Raw genomic sequence first — 22,173 nt, 5'->3', positions numbered from 1 at the left:
GGAGTTGTATATGAAAGCATCTGAACTCCGCGGCAAGGACCAGCCAGCTCTGCAAAAAGAGCTGAATGACCTGTTGAAGGCACAGTTCGGCCTGCGTATGCAAATCGCTACGCAGCAGCTGAGCAACACTTCGCAGCTCAAGAAGGTACGCCGCGATATCGCGCGTGTGAAGACGGTAATGAATCTGAAGGAAGCCAAATGAACGAACCAGTGAAACAGTCGCTCAAGCGCACGCTGATCGGTAAAGTGGTTTCGGACAAGATGGACAAGACCGTTACCGTTCTGATCGAGCGCCACGTAAAACATCCTTTGTATGGCAAGATCATCATGCGTTCGAACAAGTATCACGCGCATGACGAGACCAACCAAGTCAAGGCCGGTGACACGGTCGAGATCCAGGAAGGTCGCCCGATCTCCAAAACGAAGGCATGGACGGTGACACGTGTGGTTCAAGCCGCACCAACCGTTTAAATAAAAACCACCGTTTCGGCGGTGGCTTTTAATTAGTACTTGCAGGCCCGCAAATTGTATGTAATACTTGCGGGCTTCGTTCATGTAACGCCGCAAAGTGTCTGGCCACAGACAGTAGCATTCGCGGTCAGTTGATGTATGAAGGTCATGCACCCAAACAGTGAAGCCCAGCAGGGCGGCTCTGGCGGGACCAAGACTGACCGTGGGTCTACATTGTGTGGATTCTTCGGCTTAAGTTGGGAAAGAGAATACTATGATTCAAACTGAAAGCCGGCTCGAAGTGGCTGACAATACCGGTGCCAAAGAAGTAATGTGCATCAAGGTATTGGGCGGCTCCAAGCGCCGTTATGCTGGCATTGGCGATGTGATCAAGGTAACCGTTAAGGTTGCTGCGCCACGTGGTCGTGTCAAAAAAGGTGAAATTTATAACGCCGTGGTTGTGCGCACCGCTAAAGGTGTTCGCCGCCAAGACGGTTCCCTGGTGAAGTTCGACGGCAACGCCGCCGTTCTGTTGAACGCCAAGCTGGAACCGATCGGTACCCGTATTTTTGGACCTGTCACGCGCGAACTGCGCACTGAGAAGTTCATGAAAATCGTGTCCCTGGCACCGGAAGTCCTGTAAGGAGTCGTAATGGATAAGATTCGTAAAAACGACGAAGTCATCGTTCTGACCGGGAAAGACAAGGGCAAACGTGGTGTGGTACAGCAGCGTATCGATGCTGAACATATCGTGGTTGACGGCATTAACATCGCTAAAAAAGCGACTAAGCCAAACCCGATGACTGGCGTAACTGGTGGTATCGTCGATAAGACCATGCCAATTCACGTGTCCAACGTTGCATTGTTTAATGCAGCGACTGGCAAGGCAGATCGCGTGGGTTTCAAAGAAGTGGATGGCAAAAAAGTCCGCGTCTTTAAATCCTCCGGCGAAGTAGTGAAGGCTTAAGAAATCATGGCACGTCTCCAAGAATTCTATAAAGAAAAAGTCGTTGCCGACCTGACCAGCAAGTTTGGTTACAAGTCGGTAATGGAAGTTCCACGCCTGACCAAGATCACCCTGAACATGGGTGTTGGTGAGGCTATCGCGGATAAAAAAGTTCTCGAGCACGCAGTTGCTGACTTGACCAAGATCGCCGGCCAGAAGCCAGTGACCACCAAGTCCCGCAAAGCGATCGCAGGCTTCAAAATCCGTGAAGGTTACCCGATCGGTACGATGGTCACCCTGCGCGGCGCTCGCATGTACGAGTTCCTGGATCGCTTCATTACCGTGGCTCTGCCGCGCGTACGCGATTTCCGTGGCGTGAACGGCCGTGCATTTGATGGTCGTGGCAACTACAACATCGGTGTCAAGGAACAGATCATTTTCCCTGAAATCGAATACGACAAGATTGACGCGTTGCGCGGTATGAATATCAGCATCACGACAACCGCTAAGACCGATGACGAAGCCAAAGCTTTGCTCGCCGCCTTTAAATTCCCTTTCAGGAACTGATCATGGCCAAACTGTCACTGATTAATCGTGAGATCAAGCGTGCTGACCTGGTGGCGAAATTCGCCCCTAAGCGCGAAGCTCTCAAGGCCATCGTCGATGACCAATCGAAATCGGAAGAAGAGCGCTACGAAGCTCGCCTGAAACTGCAGGCGCTGCCACGTAACTCGAACCCGACGCGTCAACGTAACCGTTGCGCCATCACCGGTCGTCCGCGCGGCACATTCCGTAAATTCGGTCTGGGTCGTATCAAGCTCCGTGAATTCGCCATGCGTGGTGAAATTCCGGGTATGACAAAAGCAAGCTGGTAATAGGAGAATATGCAATGAGTATGAGCGATCCTATCGCCGATATGCTGACCCGCATTCGCAACGCACAAGGCGTGCAAAAAACGACCGTGGCCATGCCATCGTCGAAAGTCAAAATTGCGATTGCCAACGTCCTGAAGGACGAGGGTTACATTGAAGATTTCGCTGTTGCCGAAGCTGGTGGCAAGGCGGAACTGAAGATCGGTTTGAAGTATTATGTTGGCCGTCCCGTTATTGAGCGCTTGGAGCGCGTGTCCCGTCCGGGTCTGCGCGTCTACAAGGGCAAAGACGAGATCCCTGTTGTGATGAATGGCTTGGGTGTGGCGATCGTGTCGACTCCGCAAGGCGTCATGACTGACCGCAAAGCACGCGCTACCGGTGTCGGCGGCGAAGTTATTTGCTACGTGGCTTAAGGAGTTACACATGTCTCGAGTAGCTAAAATGCCTATCGTAGTGCCAGCTGGCGCCGAAGTCGCCATCTCCGCACAAGCGATCACCGTAAAAGGCCCGCTGGGCGTACTTTCCCAAGCCCTCAACGGCCTGGTCAAAGTGGAAAACAATGCAGGAACCCTGAGTTTCGACGTGGCTGACGAAAGCCGCGAAGCCAATGCCATGTCCGGCACGCTGCGCGCACTGGTCAACAACATGGTTGTTGGCGTCACCAAGGGTTTCGAGAAAAAGCTGAACCTGGTAGGCGTGGGTTACAAGGCGCAAGCGCAAGGCGACAAGCTGAATCTGTCCCTGGGTTTCTCGCACCCTGTAGTGCATGACATGCCAGCCGGCGTTACTTGCGCAACACCAACCCCGACCGAGATCCTGATCAAGGGTATCGACCGTCAACAGGTTGGCCAGGTAGCCGCTGAAGTTCGTGCTTACCGCTCCCCTGAGCCTTATAAGGGCAAGGGCGTTCGCTATGCGGACGAAGTGGTTAAGCTTAAAGAAACCAAGAAGAAGTAATTAGGGGCTGACGATGGATAAGAAAGAATCACGGCTTCGCCGCGGACGCCAAACCCGCATCAAGATTGCGGAATTGAAAGTAAATCGCTTGTCGGTGCATCGCACCAACCTGCACATTTACGCCAACCTGATCAGCCCGGACGCTAAAGTCCTGGTTTCGGCCTCGACGGCTGAAGCGGAAGTTCGCGCTGAACTGGCAGGCCAATCCGGCAAAGGCGGCAATGCCGCTGCTGCAGCCTTGATCGGCAAGCGCGTCGCTGAAAAAGCGTTGAAAGCAGGAATTACCGAAGTTGCGTTCGACCGCTCCGGTTTCCGTTACCACGGCCGTGTGAAAGCGTTGGCAGAAGCCGCACGCGAAGCCGGTCTGAAGTTCTAAGGATCAATCATGGCAAAAATGCAAGCAAAAATGCAAAGCGACAAGCCGGATGATGGCATGCGCGAAAAAATGATCGCGATCAACCGCGTGACCAAAGTGGTCAAGGGTGGTCGTATCATGGGTTTCGCCGCGCTGACCGTAGTTGGTGATGGCGATGGCCGCGTCGGCATGGGCAAGGGCAAATCGAAAGAAGTGCCAGTTGGCGTGCAGAAGGCAATGGAAGAAGCCCGTCGCAACCTGATCAAAGTACCGCTCAAAAACGGCACCTTGCATCACACGGTTGTTGGTCGTCACGGCGCCTCCAAGGTCCTGATGAACCCAGCTAAGCCTGGTACTGGCGTGATCGCTGGTGGCGCAATGCGCGCTATCTTCGAAGTGATGGGCGTGACGGACGTGGTGGCGAAATCCACCGGTTCGAACAACCCATACAACCTGGTACGCGCTACGCTGGACGGCCTGTCGAAAATGAGCACTGCTTCCGATATCGCTGCCAAGCGCGGCAAGTCGGTCGAAGACATTCTGGCTTAAGGTGGACAAAATGACAAACACAGTCAAAGTGCAATTGGTCAAGGGCTTGATCGGTACGCGCGAATCGCATCGCGCTACCGTGCGCGGTCTGGGTCTGCGTCGTGTAAATTCGGTTTCCGAATTGCAAGACACCCCATCCGTACGCGGCATGATCAATAAAGTATCGTATCTCGTTAAAGTTGTCGGGTAAGCCTTCGGGCTTACACGAACGGAGCAAATCATGGAATTGAATACTATTGCACCAGCCGAAGGCGCTAAGCACTACAAGCGTCGCGTCGGTCGCGGTATCGGCTCCGGCCTGGGTAAAACCTCGGGTCGTGGTCACAAAGGTCAGAAATCGCGTTCGGGCGGCTTTCATAAAGTCGGTTTCGAAGGCGGTCAGATGCCTCTGCAACGCCGTCTGCCTAAGCGCGGTTTCAAATCGATGCACGCCACCTTCAAAGCTGAAGTGCGCCTGTCCGATCTGAACAACCTGGCTGTTGGCGATGTCGACATTCTGGTCTTGAAGCAAGCTGGCGTTCTGGGCGTGTTGGCCCGTGACGTGCGCGTGATCTTGTCCGGCGAAATCACCAAAGCGGTGAATTTGAAGGGCTTGAAAGTGTCCGCTGGCGCGAAAGCCGCCATCGAAGCAGCCGGCGGCTCGGTAGCCTGAGTTGACCGCTAACAGCTTGATCGGAGCGAAAATTGGCGACTAATCCACAACTTGCTAAAAGTGCAGCGGCCGGTTTCCCTTGGGGACGGCTCTGGTTTTTGCTTGGCGCATTGGTGGTTTATCGTATCGGTGCTCACGTCCCGGTTCCCGGGATTGACCCGACACAATTAGCCTCGCTGTTCAAGGAGCACGAAGGCGGCGTCCTGGGCATGTTCAACATGTTCTCGGGCGGTGCCTTGTCTCGTTTTACAGTGTTTGCGCTGGGTATCATGCCTTATATCTCGGCCTCGATCATCATGCAATTGCTGTCGATCGTGTCACCGCAGATGGAAGCGTTGAAAAAAGAAGGCGAAGCAGGTCGTCGCAAGATCACCCAGTACACCCGGTATTTCACGGTTGCCCTGGCACTGTTCCAAGCGTTAGGCATTGCAGTCGCACTGGAGTCGCAAGCTGGTCTGGTGTTGGAACCTGGTCTTGCATTCCGCTTCGTGACGGTCGTCACTTTGTTGACCGGAACAATGTTTTTGATGTGGTTGGGTGAGCAAATTACCGAGCGTGGCTTGGGGAATGGCATCTCGATCATCATTTTTGCCGGGATTGCAGCAGGTCTGCCGTCGGCGTTGGGTGGCTTGTTCACTCAGGTGTCGAATGGTTCGATCGGCAGCTTCAGCGCGATTTTCATCGTGATTCTGGTAGCACTGGTAACGTACTTCGTTGTATTCGTCGAACGTGGTCAGCGCAAAATATTGGTCAATTACGCGAAGCGCCAGGTAGGCAACAAGATTTATGGCGGTCAAACCAGCCATTTGCCGTTGAAGCTGAACATGGCCGGCGTGATCCCGCCGATCTTTGCTTCTTCGATCATCTTGTTCCCGGCCACTATCGTGGACTGGTTTTCAAAGGGCGCCGACAACGCTAACCCTGCGGTGCGGTTCTTGAAAGATTTGGCAGCATCGATGGGGCCTGGTGAGCCTATCCATGCGCTGTTGTACGCAGTGGCGATCGTGTTTTTCTGTTTCTTCTATACAGCGCTGGTCTTTAACAGCAAGGAAACAGCGGATAACTTGAAGAAAAGCGGTGCGTTCATTCCCGGGATCCGTCCAGGCGAGCAGACAGCCCGTTACATCGACAAGATCCTGACACGCTTGACACTTGCCGGCGCAGTCTACATCACCCTGGTGTGTTTATTGCCGGAATTTATGCAAGCCCAGTGGAAGGTACCATTCTATTTCGGCGGTACTTCTTTATTGATTATTGTAGTTGTCACCATGGATTTCATGGCGCAAGTACAGAACTACGTGATGTCGCAGCAATATGATTCACTGCTGCGCAAAGCAAATTTCAAGGGCGGGATTCCGACGCGTTAAGCGCGGTAAACATACCGAATGGCAAAAGACGACGTCATACAGATGCAGGGCGAGATTCTTGAGAATCTCCCAAATGCAACATTTCGAGTGAAGCTGGAGAACGGACACGTGGTGCTCGGGCATATTTCAGGTAAAATGCGGATGAACTATATTCGCATTCTCCCTGGAGACAAGGTGACGGTGGAGTTGACGCCGTACGACCTGAGCCGAGCCCGCATTGTGTTCCGTACCAAGTAACACACTGAATCAAACCAAAGAAGCGAAAGAAAGAGCCCAAAAATGAAAGTTCTCGCATCAGTCAAGCGGATCTGCCGCAACTGCAAGATCATCAAGCGCAAAGGCGTAGTCCGCGTTATCTGCGTGGAACCACGTCACAAGCAGCGTCAAGGTTAATCGAGGAATAACAAATGGCACGTATTGCAGGGGTTAATATCCCAAATCATCAGCATACCGTTATCGGCCTGACGGCCATCTACGGTGTGGGCCGTCCACGCGCAGAGAAAATCTGTGCATCGACCGGTGTAGCAACCAACAAAAAGATCAAAGATCTGGATGACAGCGAACTGGAAAAACTGCGCGATGAAGTAGGTAAATTCATCGTCGAAGGCGATCTGCGTCGTGAACTGTCCATGAACATCAAGCGTTTGATGGATCTGGGTTGCTACCGCGGCATGCGTCATCGTAAGGGTCTGCCTTGCCGTGGCCAGCGTACGCGTACGAACGCACGTACCCGCAAGGGACCGCGTAAAGCCGCTCAATCGCTGAAAAAATAATCCGCTAGGGAATAATTATGGCTAAGTCGCAAAATAACGCCGCATCAGCACGCGTGCGTAAAAAAGTTAAAAAGAACGTCGCAGAAGGCATCGCACATGTCCACGCATCGTTCAATAACACCATCATTACCATCACCGACCGTCAAGGCAATGCCTTGTCGTGGGCTACCTCCGGCGGTGCAGGCTTCAAGGGTTCGCGTAAATCGACCCCATTCGCAGCGCAGGTCGCCGCGGAAGCCGCTGGTAAAGTGGCTGTTGAGTGTGGCGTGAAGAACCTGGAAGTACGTATCAAGGGCCCAGGTCCTGGTCGTGAATCCGCCGTTCGCGCGCTGAACAACCTGGGCATCAAGATCACCGAGATCCAGGACGTGACGCCGGTACCGCACAACGGTTGCCGTCCACCGAAACGTCGTCGTATCTAAGATAGTGTTGCAGAGGGCGCTTCGGCGCCAGCTGCTTTGCTGTCTGTTGTAACTCAGTACAGTTGTGTGAAAACGCTGGAGCAGGGAGCCGGAAACGGTTATACTGCCCGGCTGTTCTTGCCTGTCAAATTCTGTTTGACGGGTTTTTCGTTTTCAGCCACCGTCTGATTGAAACCAAATCAGACTAGCGCCTAACCGCATCAGTGTGTTTGATCATGCATGTGGCTGGGGCGTTATCATTTAAAAAAAGGAAGTATCGTGGCACGTTATATCGGACCTAAAGCAAAACTTTCCCGCCGTGAAGGTACAGACCTGTTCCTGAAGAGCGCCCGTCGCTCGCTGGACAGCAAGTGCAAACTGGACGTCAAGCCAGGCCAGCACGGTGTCAAATCCGGCGCCCGCACCTCGGACTACGGTAACCAACTGCGCGAAAAGCAAAAAGTCAAGCGCATGTACGGCGTGCTGGAACGTCAATTCCGCCGCTACTTCGCTGAAGCAGACCGTCGTAAAGGCAACACCGGCGAAACGCTGTTGAAGTTGCTGGAAACGCGTCTGGACAACGTTTGCTACCGCATGGGCTTTGGCTCGACCCGCGCTGAAGCGCGTCAATTGGTCAGCCACAAAGCGTTCACCGTGAACGGTATCGTTGTGAACATCGCTTCGTACGCAGTCAAGGTTGGCGACATCATCGCTGTTCGTGAAAAATCGAAAAAGCAAGTGCGTATCGTTGAAGCACTGTCGCTGGCTGAACAAGTTGGTATGCCTAGCTGGGTTTCGGTTGATGCCAAGAAAATGGAAGGTACCTTCAAGTCCCTGCCAGAGCGTAACGAAATCGCTAACGACGTCAACGAATCGCTGATCGTCGAGCTGTACTCGCGTTAATAAGTAGTCAGTAGCAAGATCTCCGCCCACTCGTTTTCTCTCGGGTGGGCGTTTTACTAATGCCATCAGCCTTATCGGCGTAACGAGCCGAGGGTATTGAAAAGGACATTTCATGCAAAACAGTTTGTTGAAGCCACGTATTATCGATGTTGAAGCTCTCGGTGCAGGTCACGCCAAGGTCGTGATGGAACCGTTCGAGCGCGGCTATGGCCACACATTGGGTAACGCGTTGCGCCGCGTTCTGCTGTCGTCGATGGTAGGCTACGCGCCGACCGAAGTGACGATCGCTGGCGTCGTCCACGAATATTCCTCCCTCGATGGCGTGCAAGAAGACGTCGTCGATCTGTTGCTGAACTTGAAGGGTGTGGTTTTCAAAGTCCACAACCGCGATTCGGTAACTCTGACCCTGAAAAAAGAAGGCGAAGGCGCCATCCTGGCCTCCGACATCGACCTGCCGCATGACGTCGAACTGATCAACCCTGACCACGTGATCGCCCACCTGACCGCTGGTGGCAAGCTGGACATGCAGATCAAGGTTGAAAAAGGCCGCGGCTACGTTCCTGGTAACGTGCGTCGCCTGTCGGAAGACACGAACAAGACCATCGGCCGCATCATCCTCGATGCATCGTTCTCGCCTGTGCGCCGCGTATCGTACTTCGTTGAATCGGCCCGCGTTGAACAACGTACCGACCTGGACAAGCTGATCATCAACATCGAAACCAACGGCGTGATCTCGCCGGAAGAAGCGATCCGCCAGTCGGCCCGCGTCCTGGTGGACCAGTTGAATGTGTTCGCTGCCCTGGAAGGCACGGAAGCTGCCGCCGAAGCGCCATCGCGCGCTCCGCTGGTCGATCCTATCCTGTTGCGTCCAGTCGACGACCTGGAGTTGACCGTGCGTTCGGCAAACTGCCTGAAAGCGGAAAACATCTACTACATCGGCGACCTGATCCAACGTTCGGAAAACGAACTGCTGAAAACGCCAAACCTGGGCCGCAAGTCCCTGAACGAAATCAAGGAAGTGCTGGCATCGCGCGGCTTGACCTTGGGCATGAAGCTGGAAAACTGGCCGCCTGCCGGCCTGGAAAAGTAATTCGTAGTTGCAGCAAACTGCCTGGGACAGGTGTCCCAGGCTTTTATTTTTGAAGTACCAAACCGGTCCGCGATGAAGCCCCAGGTTTCATTGATCGAAGAACTGGATTTAAACACTCACCGAAAGGATTTATCATGCGTCACGGTCACGGCCTCCGTAAACTGAATCGTACCTCGTCCCACCGTCTGGCAATGCTGCGCAACATGACAGTATCGCTGCTGCGTCACGAAGCGATCAAAACCACCCTGCCAAAAGCAAAAGAACTGCGCCGCGTTGTCGAGCCAATTCTGACCCTGGGCAAAACCGACTCGCTGGCAAACAAGCGTCTGGCCTTCAACCGCCTGCGCGACCGTGAAATGGTCGTCAAGCTGTTCGCTGAACTGGGCCCACGTTTTGCCAACCGTAACGGTGGTTATGTGCGTATCCTGAAAATGGGTTTCCGCGTCGGCGATAACGCTCCTATGGCGTTCGTTGAACTGATGGATCGTCCAGATACGACCGAAGCAGTTGAAGTTGCTGGCGAGTAATCCCAGTAATTGCATCTGAAAAAGCCAGGCCTAGCCTGGCTTTTTTGTTTTCTGCTGCAGCTATCCTTGCTGCGGTGTACTATTCTTCTTTCGCGCCGGCCCGGCACAAGCGCTGCCTGCTCCGCGCGTCCTCTGTCGAATGGTCGAAAAGGTAGTTCATGTCCCGTTTCTCCTCCAGCGCCACCGCGCGCGCCGCTCCACTACATCAACTGCTGATCTGGTTTGCCACCTGTCTGCTGCTGGCCATGGCCGTCTTGGGCGCCAGTCACGCCCGCGCCGACGAGGAATTCCTCGATCCGGAACTGGCCTTCAAGTTTTCCGCCCGCATGCAGGACCCGTCCACCATCGCCGTCACCTATGTGATTGCCGATGGCTACTATATGTACCACGAGCGCTTCAAGTTCGAGGCCGTGGGCGCCAAGCTGGGCACACCGGTGTATCCCGCCGGCAAGATCAAGTTTGACGACACTTTCCAGAAGAACGTGGAAACCTTCCGCAAGACCCTGACCATTACCATTCCCGTCGAGGCGGCCGGCGCGTTCACCCTGAAAGCGACGGGACAGGGCTGCTCCGACAAGGGGCTGTGCTATGCGCCGCAGGATGCGACGGCCCAGCTGGTGGGCACTGGCGGCGGCCAGAGCAAGGCACCCGGCGCGGGCCTGCCGTCGAAGTTCGCCTTGCCGGCCGCGCCCGCAGTCGACACGGCGGCCGTCAACGGCCCGCAGGCGCAAGCGTCGCCCGGCGTTTCCGTGCTGAGCATTCCCCAGGCCGATATCACCAGCTCGCCCGAGCCGGTAGCGGCGGCCCCCGTGGCGGCAAGCGCCGCGCCCGCGCAGAGCGAGATGGGCAAGATCGAAGCGGCCTTGAAGGGCGGCAAGCTGCTTGTCATCGTGCCCCTGTTCATGCTGCTGGGCCTGGGCCTCGCGTTTACGCCGTGCGTGCTGCCGATGGTGCCGATTTTGTCGTCGATCATCATCGGCGATGGCGCCAAGGTCAGCCGCTCGCGCGGCTTGCTGCTGTCGCTGACCTACGCGCTGGGCATGGCCATCGTCTATACGGCGCTGGGCGTGGCGGCCGGCCTGGCGGGCGAAGGCCTGGCGGCCCAGCTGCAAAACCCGTGGGTGCTGGGCTTTTTTGCCTTGCTGATGGCCGGCCTCGCCTTGTCGATGTTCGGTTTTTATGAGCTGCAAGTGCCGGCTTTCCTGCAAGGCAAGCTGACGAGCGTGTCGAACCAGCAAGCGTCGGGCCGCCTGGCCGGCGTGTTCGTCATGGGCGCCATTTCCGCCCTGATCGTGGGGCCCTGCGTGGCCGCGCCGCTGGCCGGCGCCTTGCTGTACATCAGCCAGACGCGCGACGTCGTCATCGGCGGCAGCGCTTTATTTGCCATGGCGGTGGGCATGAGCGTGCCCTTGCTGCTGGTCGGTGTGTCGGCAGGCACCTTGCTGCCGCGTGCCGGCGCCTGGATGGATGCCGTCAAGCGCTTCTTTGGCGTGCTGCAGCTGGGCGTGGCCTGGTGGCTGGTCTCGCCCGTGCTGCCGGGCGCCGTGCAGATGCTGGGCTGGACGGTCTTGTTCGTCGGCTACGGCATGTATTTACTGGTGGGCAAGAGAGGCGCGCAGCATGCGTGGATCGCCAAGGCCTTCGGCCTGGTGTTTGCCGTGCTGGGCGCGATGCAGCTGGTCGGCGTGGCCAGCGGTGGCCGCGACCCGCTGGCGCCGCTGGCGCATCTCGGTGGTGGCCAGGTGCACGCGCAAGCGTTTACGCGTGTCAAGACCGTGGCGCAGCTCGATGCGGCGCTGGCCCAGCTGGGTGGCAAGCCGGCCCTGCTGGATTTTTATGCGGACTGGTGCGTGTCGTGCATCGAGATGGAAAAACTCACCTTCGTCGATCCCGCCGTGCGCGCGAAGATGGGGCAAGCCGTGCTGCTGCAGGTGGACGTGACGGCCAATGATGCGGACGACAAGGCCATGCTGAAGCGTTTTCAGCTGTTCGGCCCGCCGGGCATCATCATGTTCAATCCGCAGGGACAGGAAATCGCCCAGTCGCGCGTGATCGGCTTCCAGAACGCTGCTACCTTCCTGACCTCGCTGCGCAAGCTGGACGAGTAGGCCGGGCAAGGCGGGTAGGTCGGGTTAGCCCGCCAGGGCGTAACCCGACACCACCGTACACGCCAGCAGAGTTGTCGGATTACGGTCCTGCGGACCTAATCCGACCTACCGTCTTAACCGGCTTTCGGCTGCTGCATGCCATGGTGGCCGCCGTGATGGCCACCGCGCATGCCGCCATGCTTGCCACCAGGCACGCTGTCATCCAACACTTTCTTCTGTTCCGGCGTCAGCTGGGCGTAGAAAGTCTTCAGTGCAGCCAGGCGGCTTTCCTGTTCCGCGATGCGTTCCTTCGACATCGCGATCCATTGCTCCATGCGTTCCGGCGCGGACAGCTTGGCCATCGCTTCGCGCTTGGCCTTCCAGTCGCCCATCGGTTTTTTCGGCGCGTTGGCGGCCGTGAACGTGGCCCAGGCCGGCTCCTGCGCGGCCGTCAGCTTCAGCTTGTCGTGCAGGCGGGCCTGGTATTTGGCCATGCGCTCGGCGGGATTGCCGCCGCGCTGGCCTTCATGTTGCATCTTGCTGCTGGCGGCAGGCGCGCCGGCAGCCGCTTCCTGGGCGTGGACGGTCAGCGATGCCGCGCCCATGCCGAGTACGCTCATGGCGATGATCACATTCTTGCGCAAGGTTGTCATTGAGGCGTTCATCTGGATTCCTTTGTCAAAGTGAGGGATGTACATGTTGCTGCACATGTAGCCATGTTGGACGCGCCATGTTTCCCCGAAGTGTCCGCTGCCAGACAGTTTGTATCTATATGTTTCTTCGGGTCTTCTATATACAAGACGATACAAATGCGTTGTGCAAGGCCGGGGGAAGTGGGGATAATTCGTACCATGGAACCCACTTCTACAATTCTCATCGTCGACGACGACCGCGATATCCGCAGCTTGCTGGCGGACTACCTGGAAACGAACGCCTACCGCACCCTGGGCGCGGCCGATGGCACGGCCATGTGGAAAATCCTCGATGAAACGCGGCCCGACCTGATCGTGCTGGACCTGAACCTGCCCGGCGACGACGGCCTGACCCTGTGCCGCAAGCTGCGCGCGCAGTCGACCGTGCCGGTGATCATGTTGACGGCGCGCAATGAGCCGCTGGACCGCATCCTGGGCCTGGAAATGGGCGCCGACGATTATTTGCCGAAACCGTTCGAGCCGCGTGAATTGCTGGCGCGCATACGCAGCGTGTTGCGCCGCAGCCATGCCATGCCGTCGAACGTGCCGTCGGACAAGGCGCAGCAAATCCGCTTTTCCGGCTGGACGCTGGACCTCACGGCGCGCCACCTGCTCAACCCCAGCGGCCTGGTGATCATGCTGTCGGGCGCGGAATTCCGTTTGCTGCGTGTCTTCCTGGAACACCCGAACCGCGTCCTGAACCGCGACCAGCTGCTGAACCTGACGCAGGGCCGCGACGCGGATCCGTTCGACCGCTCGATCGATATCCAGATCAGCCGCCTGCGGCAAAAGCTCGGTGAAGATGCCCGCTTGCCGCAGATCATCAAGACCGTGCGCAACGGCGGCTACGTGCTGGCCGGCCAGGTCAATGTGGAGCCGCACGCGTGAAGGCCTTCCTGGGATCGATGACGGGCCGCGTTTTCATGTTTTTGCTGATCGGCATCGTCGCTTCGGCCGCGCTGACGCAGTGGCTGGCCGTGGGCGAACGCCAGCGCGCCATCGAGCAATACCGCGACTACCATGCCGTAGAGCGGGCCGAGCAGCTGGTGATGGCGGCCGACGTGGTGCCGCTGGCCTCGCGCGCCGCCTATCTGAAGGTGGCCAACAAGGGCAGCGTACGCCTGGAATTGCGTCCCGACGTCGAGCATGTTCCGGGTAAGCCGACGGAATTTTCCTCCGCCCTGCAAGCCAAATTGGGGGAGGGTTTCAAGGTCAGCGCGCTGGCTGAACGCCCGGAAGCCTGCGTCAAGCCGCGCCAGTCACCGGGCATGTTTTCCGCCAAGCCATGGGGCGGAACCTGCGAAAACCTCGACGTGCGCATGCAGGATGGCCACGTGTTGCGCCTGATGGTCTTGCCGCCGCGTCAGCAGCCACCGTTCAATGAACATAACGACTGGATGACCCTGCTGCCTTTCCTGATCAGCATCGCCATCCTGGCCTACCTGGTCACGCGCATGACCATGCGCCCGCTCAAGCAACTGGCGCAGGCGGCGAAAGACCTCGGTAATGACATCAACCATCCGCCGCTGACCCTCTCGGGCGCCAGCGAGATCCGCCAGGCCAGCGCCGCCTTCAATGCCATGCAGGCGCGCATCCGTCAGCATATTTCCCAGCGCACGCAGATGCTGGCCGCCATCACGCACGACTTGCAGACGCCGCTGACGCGCTTGCGTTTGCGCCTGGAAAAAGTGGCCGATACGGAATTGTACGACCGCCTGGTGGGCGACTTGTCCGCCATGCAGAGCATGGTCAAGGAAGGGCTGGACCTGGCCCGTTCGATGGACAGCACGGAAGCGATGCAGGCGCTCGATCTCGATTCGTTGTTAGATAGCGTCTGCTCCGACGCGGCCGATGCGGGCCAGAATGTGACCCTGGCCGGGCAGGCCGGCATGGCCTTGATGGCGCGCCCGATCGCCATGCGGCGCTGCCTGGTGAACCTGATCGACAATGCCGTCAAATATGGCCAGTACGCGCAGGTGACCGTCGAGCGCATCGCCGGCGCGGCACGCATCCGCATCCGCGATGGCGGGCCGGGGATTGCGCCAGATCAGCTGTCCAAGGTGTTCGAACCGTTTTACCGCATCGAGACCTCGCGTTCGCGCGAATCGGGCGGCACGGGCCTGGGCCTGACCATCGCGCGCAATATCGCCGAGCAGCACGGCGCCACCGTTTTGCTGGCCAATCACGTCGACGGTGGACTGGAAGTCACCCTCATCGTGCCAGAGTATTACGCAGGAAAGTGAGCATTTCCGTGCGACAATATTGTGCTTTAGGCTCCCTGGCACCTACATTCAACCTGCAGCCCCGCGCTGCGACAGCATGACAGAACAATGAAAAAGACTAGTCTGGCAATCCTCGTGGGTGCGGCCCTGTGTATCGGTGGCGGCATCTGGTATTTCAATCATCAGCCAGGCAAAACGGCCGGTGGGCAGGATGGCAAAGGGGGCAAGGGCGGACAGGCGCCGACGACGGTGAGCGTGGTCGCGCCCGTGCGCCAGGATGTGCCGATGCTGTTGCAAGCCAATGGCAGCGTGACGCCAATCAGCAGCGTCGACTTGCATCCGCAGACGACCAGCACGATTACCAAGGTGCACATCCGCGAAGGCCAGTTCGTCAAGCAGGGCGAGCTGATGTTTACGCTGGACGCGCGCAGCGAGCATGCGAACGTCGACAAGGCGCAGGCGCAGGTCTTGCGCGACCGCGCCTCGGTAGCCGATCTCGAACGCCAGCTCAAGCGCAACCAGGATTTGTTGAGCAAGAATTTCATCGCCCAGGGTGCCGTCGACACGCTGCAAAGCCAGCTCGACGCGGCACGCGCCTTGCTGGCCGCCGACCAGGCCGCCTTGCGCGCGGCCCAGGTCGACTCCAGCTACACGGTCCTGCGCGCGCCGCAGGCGGGCAGGGTGGGCGCCATCAATGTCTATGCGGGCAGCCTGGTGCAGCCGGCCACGTCGCTGACCAGCATCACCCAGCTCGACCCGATCGATGTGGTGTTCACCTTGCCGGAAAGCAGCCTGTCGAGCTTGCTGGCGGCGCAAAAGGCGGGCGAGGTACCCGTCACGGCCCTGTTGTCGGACGCGGGCGGCAAGCAGCTCGATGGCAAATTGAGCTTTATCGACAATGCCGTCGATCCCGCCACGGGCGTCATCAAGGTCAAGGCCCGCTTCAACAATGGCGGCACCGACCTGTGGCCTGGCCAGTACGTGAATACGCAGCTGACCGTGCGTACTCTCAAGGATGCGCTGGTGATCCCGCAAAACGCCATCATCACGAGTACCGTCGGCACCTTCGTGTACTCAATGGAGGCGGACAACACGGCCAAGATGCGCAAGATTACCCGCGTGTATGCATTCGGACCGAGCGCCGTCGTTACCGGCCTGGCGGGCGATGAAAAAGTCATCGTCGATGGCAAGCAGAACTTGCGTGCGGGTAGCAAGGTGCGCCTGGCGGAAAAACACAAGGCCGCCGATGGCGCCGCCGCAGCGCAGGGCAAGCCAGCATGAATCTGTCCGAACTGAGCATCCGCCGCCCCGTCATGGTGGTGTTGCTGTCCCTCTCCATCATCCTGGCCGGCGTGCTGGCCTACCTGCAAATTCCCGTGGCGGCCTTGCCGAGCTACAACACGCCCGTCATCAACGTGAGCGCCGACCTGGCCGGCGCCAGCCCGGAAACCATGGCCTCGTCGGTGGCCTTGCCGCTGGAAAAACAGTTTTCCACCATTTCCGGCCTGAGCCTGATCACGTCCACGAGTACCTTGGGCAATACGTCGCTGACCCTGGAGTTTGACGCCAGCATCAATGTCAACGAGGCGGCCGTCGACGTGCAGGCGGCGCTGCTGCGCGCGCAGCGCCAGTTGCCGACGGAAATGACGGACTTGCCGTCTTACCGCAAGGTCAATCCGGCCGATGCGCCGGTGCTGTTCATCCAGATGACGTCGCCATCGCTGAACTTGTCGGACCTTAACGACTATGCGGAAAACCTGATCGCGCCCAGCCTGTCGACCTTGCCTGGCGTAGCCCAGGTTATCGTCAATGGCCAGAAACGCTTTGCCGTGCGCGTGCGGGCCCGTGCCGACCTGATGAATGCGCGCAACCTGACGATGGACGAACTGGCCACCGCCTTGCGCACCTCGAACACGAATTCCCCGCTGGGCATTCTTGACGGCCCGAGCCAGACCTTGACCATCCAGGGTAATCCGCAAATGATGAAAGCGGCTGATTTTGCCGAACTGATCATCGCCAGCCGCAACGGCCAGCCCGTACGCCTGAAAGACGTGGCCGAGGTGGAAGACAGCTTTCAATCGATCAAGGCCGTCGGCAGTTTCAACGGCGAGCGCTCGATCAGCCTGATGGTGCAGCGCCAGCCGGACGCCAATACCGTGCAAGTGGTCGATGGCGTGCGCCGTTTGTTGCCGGGTTTTAAGGAGCAATTGCCCCAGTCGATACAGATCAGCCTGGTCAACGACCGCTCGCTGTCGATCCGCGAAGCCATCCACGACGTCAACCTGACCCTGGCCCTGACGGTGGTGCTGGTGGTGCTGGTGATCTTTTTGTTCCTGCACCGCGCGGCCGCCACCTTCATTCCGGCCGTCACCATGCCGATCTCGCTGCTCGGCGCCCTGGCCCTGCTGTACTGGCTCGGCTACAGCCTCGACAACGTCTCCCTGCTGGGCATCACCCTGGCCGTGGGCCTCGTCGTCGATGATGCCATCGTGGTGCTGGAAAACATCGTGCGCCATATCGAGATGGGCAAGAAACCGATACGCGCGGCCCTCGAAGGGGCGAAAGAGATGGGCTTTACCATCATCTCGATTTCCGTCTCGCTGGTGGCCGTGTTCATTCCCATCTTCTTCATGCCGGGCGTGATCGGTTTGCTGTTCCACGAGTTTGCCGTCGTCGTCTCGCTGGCCGTGCTGGTGTCCGCCGTCGTCTCGCTGACCCTGGTGCCGATGCTGGCCAGCCGCTTCCTGCCGGCCGACTCGCGCGAGCACAATGACAGCGACCCCACGCATGGCGAGAAAACCTTTATCGGCCGCCATTTCGAAGCCGGTTTCACGAAATTGCGCAACGGCTATGTGCATCTGCTCGACAAGGCCCTGGCGCACCGCAATGTGGTGCTGTTCGTTGCCGTGTGCACCTTTGCGCTGACGGTGCTGCTGTACGCGACCATTCCCAAAGGTTTCTTCCCCGAGGAAGACCTGGGCCAGATCCAGGTGAATACGGAAGCGTCGGAAGACATTTCGTCCGCGGCATTGCAGGATTTGCAGGCCCGCGTGGCGGCCGTGCTCAAGGCGGACCCCAGCGTGCAGGACGTGACGTCGTTCGTCGGCGGCGGCAACACGGGGCGCATGTTCATGGTCTTGAAACCGCGCAGCGAGCGTCCGAAAATGCCCGTGGTGCTGGAAAACCTGCGCCGCGCGGCGGGCACCGTGCCTGGCATGGCCGTGTATTTCCGGCCCGTGCAAAACTTGCAGCTGGGCGGGCGCCAGAGCAAGAGCCGCTACCAGTACACCCTGCAAAGCGTCAGTCCCGATGCCTTGAATGACTGGGCGGAAAAGTTTATTGCAGGCATGCGTACCGATCCCGCCTTCCGCGACGTCACCAGCGATTCGCAGATCAAGGGCTTGCAGGCATCGCTCCGGATCGATCGCGACAAGGCCAACCTGCTGGGCGTGCAGATGTCCGACATCCGCACGGCCCTGTACAGCGCCTTTGGCGAGCGGCAAGTGTCGACCATCTATTCCTCGGCGGCCAGCTATTACGTGATCCTGGAAGCGGCCACGGCCGACCGCCAGTATGACGACGCGCTCACGCGCGTGTCCGTGCGCAGCAAGTCGGGCGAACTGGTGAAATTGTCGAGCATTGCCTATGTGGAACGCACGATCGGCCCCACCTCCGTGAATCACCAGGGGCAGTTGCAGGCGGTCACCATCGCCTTCAACCTGGCGCCGGACGTGCCGCTGGGCATCGCCACGGGCAAGATCGACGCGATGGCCAAGGACATGAGCTTGCCGGCCTCCATCATCACGCGCTACGGCGGCGACGCGGCCGTTTTCCAGAGCTCGCAATCGAGTCAGATCATCCTCATCATTGCCGCGCTGGGCGTGATCTATGTGCTGCTCGGTGTGTTGTATGAAAGCTATATCCACCCGCTCACCATCCTGGCCGGCTTGCCGTCGGCGGCCGTGGGGGCGCTGTTGACCCTGCGCCTGTTCGGCATGGACCTGACCATGATCGCCATCATCGGTATTTTGATGCTGATCGGTATCGTCAAGAAAAACGCCATCATGATGATCGACTTCGCTCTGCATGCGCAGCGCAACGAGGGGCTGGCGCCGGCAGAGGCCATCCGCCAGGCATGCATCCTGCGTTTTCGTCCCATCATGATGACGACGGCGGCGGCCCTGATGGGCGCCTTGCCGATCGCCCTGGGCCTGGGCGCCGGCGCCGAGCTGCGCCAGCCGCTGGGTCTGGCCGTGGTCGGAGGATTGCTGTTTTCGCAAGTGATTACCCTGTTCATCACCCCCGTCATCTATTTATTCCTGGACAAGTACAGCGGCACGGGGCCGATGACGGATGAGCAACTGGTGGCGCTCGATAACAAGGCTTGAGCGCATGCGTGACTGATGACCTGTGACCGGCGTCCCATTTCCGTGTGAAGGGGGCGCCGGTTTTGTATGGGCGGTGATACATACGGTAACAACCGTCAAGGGACGGCTCGGGTACTCTGGTCCGCGCTGCAAGGAATGTCGCTATCCTGTACGCTGCGGGTTGGAAAGGCCGAGGAAGTGTTCCCAAAAGCAAGGGACTCTGGCACTATGGCTGCCCTGTAATGTTATTTCTTCGCTACACAGAAAGCACGATTCATTTTGCATGACACGACCCATTTGTTGGCTGCCGATTCCGATGTTTGCCCCACCTGCGGGCAAGTGATCCAGCCACCTCCGGCCTACGGGTCCAAGACCAGCACCACGCGCAAGGTTGCGCTCGGCGTGTCCGTCTTGCTGCACGTGCTGCTGGCGGCGTATGTTCTGTTGCGCAGTGACACCATCGAAAAGATTCCGCCGCCGAAGAAGGAAAGCGCGATGGTCTACATCGCGCCGCTGAAGGATAAGCCGCAACCGAAGCCGCAACCGAAACCCACGCCCAAGCCGAAGGACACGAAAGTGGCCAAGGTGAAACCGCCGCCGGCCCCGAGCAAGCGCGTGGTCACAAAAGACGTGCCGCGCGACAAACCGAAACTGGAAACGTACACGCCGCCGCTGGTGTCGAAAGTGCCGTTGCCGCCGCCGCCCGCTGAAGACATGAGCTCAATGATCGAGCAGCGCCGCAAGCAGCGCGAGGCGCAAAATCCCGCGCCGCCGGCCGAGGAAAGCGAAAATGACCGCGCCATGCGCGTGGCGAAGGCAAATATCGCCGGTGCGCAGGGACGCAATTCCGGCAGCGACCGCGAGGATTCGGGCGGCGTGTTTTCCATCGTTAACCAGACCTCGTTCAGCGCCGAAGTCAAGTTCAAGGGCTGGAACGGCAACTTCAAGCGCAACTGGCTGAAGCAGGAAAAAGTGGAATTGGGCAATGAGCCCGATATCGAAACGGCCATTATCAAGAAGATGATCCAGCTGATCCGTGCCGAAAAACCCGGCGATTTCGTCTGGGAATCGCGGCGCCTGGGGCGTAACGTCAACCTCAGCGCCCGCGTGGAAGACACGGCCGAGCTGACTGCCTTCCTGCGCCAGGAATTCTTTTCGGAGAAACGCCCGGGGCCTGGGCGGCGCTAGGGCCTGGACTCGCTGCAATAAAAAAGGCTGCGCCGTATGAACGGGCAGCCTTTTTTTAGCAGCGCTGATCTCGATCAAGCCGGTTTGTCCGATTCCGGCTCGACGTCGTCTTCCATCTCGATCAGTTCGACCATCTGGGCCGCGCCGTCTTCGCTGATGCCGGCCAGTTCCATGATCTTGTCATTGGCTTCGTCGATGCCGACGCGCTTCAGGGCCGAGAACAGTTGCACGGTGAACGGGAAGCCGATGCCGTCTTCATCCACATAGCTGTCGAGCTTGGCTTTTGCCTGGCGCAAGGCATTCACGGATTCATTGCGGTTCAGCTTATCGACTTTCGTCAGGATGCAGTGAATTGGTTTACCCGTCGGGGCGAACCATTCCAGCATTTGAATGTCCAGGTCGGTGAACGGGCGGCGCGAATCCATGATCAGGATCAAGCCGGCCAATTGTTCGCGGCGCTGCACGTAGTCGCCCAGCAGGCGCTGCCAGTGCAATTTGGCCGAGCCCGATACTTCCGCGTAGCCGTAGCCCGGCAAGTCGACCAGCAGGCATTCGATCTCTTCGACGATGGTGGCATCCTTGCGGTGCTGCGCCACGTGGGCGCCGCCGATGGAGAAGTAGTTGATGTGCTGGGTACGGCCAGGTGTCTTGGAGGCGAACGCCAAGCCTTTCTGATTACACAAGATGTTGATGGCGGTCGATTTACCGGCATTGGAGCGGCCGGCAAAGGCGATTTCCGGCACCGTGGTATCGGGCAGGTCACGCAATTGGTTGACGGTCGTAAAGAAGCGGGCTTGCCAGAGTTTTGACATGGGAGTAGTAAAGCAACAAAAGGAAGCGATAAGGGAGCGATAACGCCAAGAAGCTATTGTACAATAAGGGGTTGTTTATTGTTGCCGGCGTAGCAGCGATGCGGCTTGCGGCCCTGAAAATAAAGCAAAAATACCCAAGGCGCGGCAATGTCCACCACTAATTTCTCACTGTCTCAGGGTGCCTGAATGAATCGTGCGTTTTCACCGTTGTTCAAATCCATGCTGCTCGCTTTGCTGGCTGTATCGGCAACTGCCTCCGCGGTCGAAGCACCGAAACCGGCCGTCAAGGCTGACGCTGCCAAGGGCGCTGCCCTGTACGCCGATGGCGATGCGGCGCGCGGCCTGCCCGCTTGCGTCTCCTGCCATGGCGCGGCCGGCAATTCGACCATCACGGTCAATCCGAAGCTGGCTGGCCAGCACGAAAGCTATATCTACAAGCAACTGGTCGACTTCACCACGCCGGAACGCAACCAGCCCGTCATGACGACGTACGCGAAGATGCTCAGCGACGCCGACAAGAAGAATATCGCCGCCTACCTGGGCGCGCAGCTGTCCAAGCCGGGCGCCGCGAAAAACAAGGATACGATTGACCTGGGCAAGAAAATCTACCGTGGTGGCATTGCTTCCAAGCAAGTTGCCGCCTGCGCCAGCTGTCATGGCGCAACGGGCAATGGCATTCCCGTCCAGTATCCGCGCATCGCCGGCCAGCACCAGGATTACACGGTGGCCCAGTTGACGATGTTCCGCAGCACCAAGGCCGATGCCCGCAAGAACAGCGCGCAAATGCACACCATCGCCGCCCGCATGTCGGATGACGAAATCGCCGCCGTTGCCGATTATATCGCCGGCCTGAAGTAAGTTTTCATAGTGGCAAGACATTGCCAGGCGCAGCAGCGCGCGTGAACAAGGGCGGCCGTTTCCACAGGCTGCCCTTTTTTCATGGCAGGGGCCAAACAGGAGTAT

29 protein-coding genes are annotated in these 22,173 nt (G+C 58.5%); 27 read left to right on the top strand and 2 right to left on the bottom strand.

Annotation, left to right across the window (positions count from 1 at the left end; all coding sequences use genetic code 11):
• Nucleotides 1–10 precede the first annotated feature (10 nt).
• The 21 genes from rpmC (at nucleotide 11) to dsbD (ending at nucleotide 11,950) form a co-directional block, all read left to right on the top strand.
• Nucleotides 11–202, top strand: coding sequence for a 50S ribosomal protein L29 (gene rpmC, locus CBW66_RS11615; protein WP_010394412.1), 192 nt, complete (start codon nucleotides 11–13; stop codon nucleotides 200–202).
• Complete coding sequence (gene rpsQ / locus CBW66_RS11610; protein ID WP_010394415.1) at nucleotides 199–471, top strand: 30S ribosomal protein S17; 273 nt, start codon at nucleotides 199–201, stop codon at nucleotides 469–471. Before rpmC ends, rpsQ begins: the two co-directional genes overlap by 4 nt.
• Nucleotides 472–724: 253 nt before the next feature.
• The gene (rplN, locus tag CBW66_RS11605; RefSeq protein ID WP_008444317.1) at nucleotides 725–1,093 is read left to right on the top strand and encodes a 50S ribosomal protein L14; all 369 of its coding nucleotides are present in this window, start codon (nucleotides 725–727) and stop codon (nucleotides 1,091–1,093) included.
• A gap of 9 nt (nucleotides 1,094–1,102) precedes the next feature.
• Nucleotides 1,103–1,417 (top strand): 50S ribosomal protein L24, encoded by a 315-nt coding sequence (gene rplX, locus CBW66_RS11600; RefSeq protein WP_010394419.1) that lies wholly within the window; start codon nucleotides 1,103–1,105, stop codon nucleotides 1,415–1,417.
• 6 nt (nucleotides 1,418–1,423) lie between these two features.
• A complete protein-coding gene (rplE, locus tag CBW66_RS11595; RefSeq protein ID WP_010394421.1) occupies nucleotides 1,424–1,963 on the top strand; it encodes a 50S ribosomal protein L5 in 540 nt (179 codons plus the stop codon).
• A gap of 2 nt (nucleotides 1,964–1,965) precedes the next feature.
• Complete coding sequence (gene rpsN / locus CBW66_RS11590; RefSeq protein ID WP_010394423.1) at nucleotides 1,966–2,271, top strand: 30S ribosomal protein S14; 306 nt, start codon at nucleotides 1,966–1,968, stop codon at nucleotides 2,269–2,271.
• A gap of 14 nt (nucleotides 2,272–2,285) precedes the next feature.
• Nucleotides 2,286–2,681 (top strand): 30S ribosomal protein S8, encoded by a 396-nt coding sequence (gene rpsH / locus CBW66_RS11585; protein WP_071325662.1) that lies wholly within the window; start codon nucleotides 2,286–2,288, stop codon nucleotides 2,679–2,681.
• Between the two features lie 10 nt (nucleotides 2,682–2,691).
• A complete protein-coding gene (gene rplF / locus CBW66_RS11580) occupies nucleotides 2,692–3,225 on the top strand; it encodes a 50S ribosomal protein L6 (RefSeq protein ID WP_086139047.1) in 534 nt (177 codons plus the stop codon).
• Nucleotides 3,226–3,238: 13 nt separating this feature from the next.
• Nucleotides 3,239–3,601 (top strand): 50S ribosomal protein L18, encoded by a 363-nt coding sequence (rplR, locus tag CBW66_RS11575; protein ID WP_010394431.1) that lies wholly within the window; start codon nucleotides 3,239–3,241, stop codon nucleotides 3,599–3,601.
• A 9-nt stretch (nucleotides 3,602–3,610) separates the two neighbouring features.
• On the top strand, nucleotides 3,611–4,129 hold the full coding sequence (gene rpsE / locus CBW66_RS11570; protein WP_010394433.1) for a 30S ribosomal protein S5: 519 nt from the start codon (nucleotides 3,611–3,613) through the stop codon (nucleotides 4,127–4,129).
• Between the two features lie 10 nt (nucleotides 4,130–4,139).
• A complete protein-coding gene (gene rpmD / locus CBW66_RS11565; protein WP_010394435.1) occupies nucleotides 4,140–4,319 on the top strand; it encodes a 50S ribosomal protein L30 in 180 nt (59 codons plus the stop codon).
• Between the two features lie 30 nt (nucleotides 4,320–4,349).
• Nucleotides 4,350–4,781 (top strand): 50S ribosomal protein L15, encoded by a 432-nt coding sequence (gene rplO / locus CBW66_RS11560; protein WP_034753211.1) that lies wholly within the window; start codon nucleotides 4,350–4,352, stop codon nucleotides 4,779–4,781.
• 32 nt (nucleotides 4,782–4,813) lie between these two features.
• A complete protein-coding gene (gene secY / locus CBW66_RS11555; protein WP_010394438.1) occupies nucleotides 4,814–6,148 on the top strand; it encodes a preprotein translocase subunit SecY in 1,335 nt (444 codons plus the stop codon).
• Nucleotides 6,149–6,166: 18 nt separating this feature from the next.
• Nucleotides 6,167–6,385 carry a translation initiation factor IF-1 gene (infA, locus tag CBW66_RS11550; protein WP_005663428.1) on the top strand — a complete coding sequence of 73 codons (219 nt, stop codon included), beginning with the start codon at nucleotides 6,167–6,169 and terminating at the stop codon, nucleotides 6,383–6,385.
• Between the two features lie 42 nt (nucleotides 6,386–6,427).
• A complete protein-coding gene (rpmJ, locus tag CBW66_RS11545) occupies nucleotides 6,428–6,541 on the top strand; it encodes a 50S ribosomal protein L36 (RefSeq protein ID WP_010394471.1) in 114 nt (37 codons plus the stop codon).
• A gap of 14 nt (nucleotides 6,542–6,555) precedes the next feature.
• Nucleotides 6,556–6,921 (top strand): 30S ribosomal protein S13, encoded by a 366-nt coding sequence (gene rpsM, locus CBW66_RS11540; protein ID WP_046681666.1) that lies wholly within the window; start codon nucleotides 6,556–6,558, stop codon nucleotides 6,919–6,921.
• A gap of 17 nt (nucleotides 6,922–6,938) precedes the next feature.
• Nucleotides 6,939–7,343 (top strand): 30S ribosomal protein S11, encoded by a 405-nt coding sequence (gene rpsK, locus CBW66_RS11535; protein WP_010394475.1) that lies wholly within the window; start codon nucleotides 6,939–6,941, stop codon nucleotides 7,341–7,343.
• 258 nt (nucleotides 7,344–7,601) lie between these two features.
• Nucleotides 7,602–8,225, top strand: a complete 624-nt coding sequence (gene rpsD / locus CBW66_RS11530) for a 30S ribosomal protein S4 (RefSeq protein WP_071325659.1) — start codon at nucleotides 7,602–7,604, stop codon at nucleotides 8,223–8,225.
• Between the two features lie 112 nt (nucleotides 8,226–8,337).
• Nucleotides 8,338–9,315: a DNA-directed RNA polymerase subunit alpha gene (gene rpoA / locus CBW66_RS11525; protein ID WP_008444343.1), complete on the top strand. Its 978-nt coding sequence runs from the start codon at nucleotides 8,338–8,340 to the stop codon at nucleotides 9,313–9,315.
• Between the two features lie 134 nt (nucleotides 9,316–9,449).
• Nucleotides 9,450–9,842 (top strand): 50S ribosomal protein L17, encoded by a 393-nt coding sequence (rplQ, locus tag CBW66_RS11520; RefSeq protein ID WP_034753219.1) that lies wholly within the window; start codon nucleotides 9,450–9,452, stop codon nucleotides 9,840–9,842.
• 158 nt (nucleotides 9,843–10,000) lie between these two features.
• Nucleotides 10,001–11,950, top strand: coding sequence for a protein-disulfide reductase DsbD (gene dsbD, locus CBW66_RS11515; RefSeq protein ID WP_086139046.1), 1,950 nt, complete (start codon nucleotides 10,001–10,003; stop codon nucleotides 11,948–11,950).
• Nucleotides 11,951–12,063: 113 nt separating this feature from the next.
• Here dsbD and CBW66_RS11510 read toward each other — a convergent pair whose 3' ends face one another.
• The gene (locus CBW66_RS11510) at nucleotides 12,064–12,594 is read right to left on the bottom strand and encodes a Spy/CpxP family protein refolding chaperone (protein ID WP_170932912.1); all 531 of its coding nucleotides are present in this window, start codon (nucleotides 12,592–12,594) and stop codon (nucleotides 12,064–12,066) included.
• A 186-nt stretch (nucleotides 12,595–12,780) separates the two neighbouring features.
• On the opposite strand from CBW66_RS11510, the gene CBW66_RS11505 reads away from it, so the two are divergent.
• The 5 genes from CBW66_RS11505 to CBW66_RS11485 all read left to right on the top strand — a co-directional run bounded on the left by CBW66_RS11505 (nucleotide 12,781) and on the right by CBW66_RS11485 (nucleotide 20,398).
• Complete coding sequence (locus tag CBW66_RS11505; RefSeq protein WP_034753223.1) at nucleotides 12,781–13,509, top strand: response regulator; 729 nt, start codon at nucleotides 12,781–12,783, stop codon at nucleotides 13,507–13,509.
• Nucleotides 13,506–14,864, top strand: a complete 1,359-nt coding sequence (locus CBW66_RS11500; protein ID WP_086139044.1) for an ATP-binding protein — start codon at nucleotides 13,506–13,508, stop codon at nucleotides 14,862–14,864. Before CBW66_RS11505 ends, CBW66_RS11500 begins: the two co-directional genes overlap by 4 nt.
• Nucleotides 14,865–14,951: 87 nt before the next feature.
• Nucleotides 14,952–16,124 carry an efflux RND transporter periplasmic adaptor subunit gene (locus CBW66_RS11495; protein WP_086139043.1) on the top strand — a complete coding sequence of 391 codons (1,173 nt, stop codon included), beginning with the start codon at nucleotides 14,952–14,954 and terminating at the stop codon, nucleotides 16,122–16,124.
• Nucleotides 16,121–19,231, top strand: coding sequence for an efflux RND transporter permease subunit (locus tag CBW66_RS11490; protein ID WP_086139042.1), 3,111 nt, complete (start codon nucleotides 16,121–16,123; stop codon nucleotides 19,229–19,231). Before CBW66_RS11495 ends, CBW66_RS11490 begins: the two co-directional genes overlap by 4 nt.
• Nucleotides 19,232–19,549: 318 nt before the next feature.
• On the top strand, nucleotides 19,550–20,398 hold the full coding sequence (locus tag CBW66_RS11485; protein WP_086139055.1) for a hypothetical protein: 849 nt from the start codon (nucleotides 19,550–19,552) through the stop codon (nucleotides 20,396–20,398).
• 74 nt (nucleotides 20,399–20,472) lie between these two features.
• On the opposite strand, the gene yihA is transcribed toward CBW66_RS11485, so the two are convergent.
• Nucleotides 20,473–21,210 carry a ribosome biogenesis GTP-binding protein YihA/YsxC gene (yihA, locus tag CBW66_RS11480; protein WP_086139041.1) on the bottom strand — a complete coding sequence of 246 codons (738 nt, stop codon included), beginning with the start codon at nucleotides 21,208–21,210 and terminating at the stop codon, nucleotides 20,473–20,475.
• Nucleotides 21,211–21,396: 186 nt separating this feature from the next.
• Here yihA and CBW66_RS11475 point away from each other — a divergent pair, with 186 nt between their 5' ends.
• On the top strand, nucleotides 21,397–22,068 hold the full coding sequence (locus tag CBW66_RS11475; protein ID WP_086139040.1) for a cytochrome c: 672 nt from the start codon (nucleotides 21,397–21,399) through the stop codon (nucleotides 22,066–22,068).
• The last annotated feature ends 105 nt before the right edge of the window (nucleotides 22,069–22,173 follow it).

This window comes from Janthinobacterium sp. GW456P (assembly GCF_002127655.1).
Classification (GTDB): domain Bacteria; phylum Pseudomonadota; class Gammaproteobacteria; order Burkholderiales; family Burkholderiaceae_D; genus Janthinobacterium.
The sequence above is the reverse complement of the archived record's forward strand: the minus strand, read 5'-3'. Positions and strand labels throughout refer to the sequence as shown.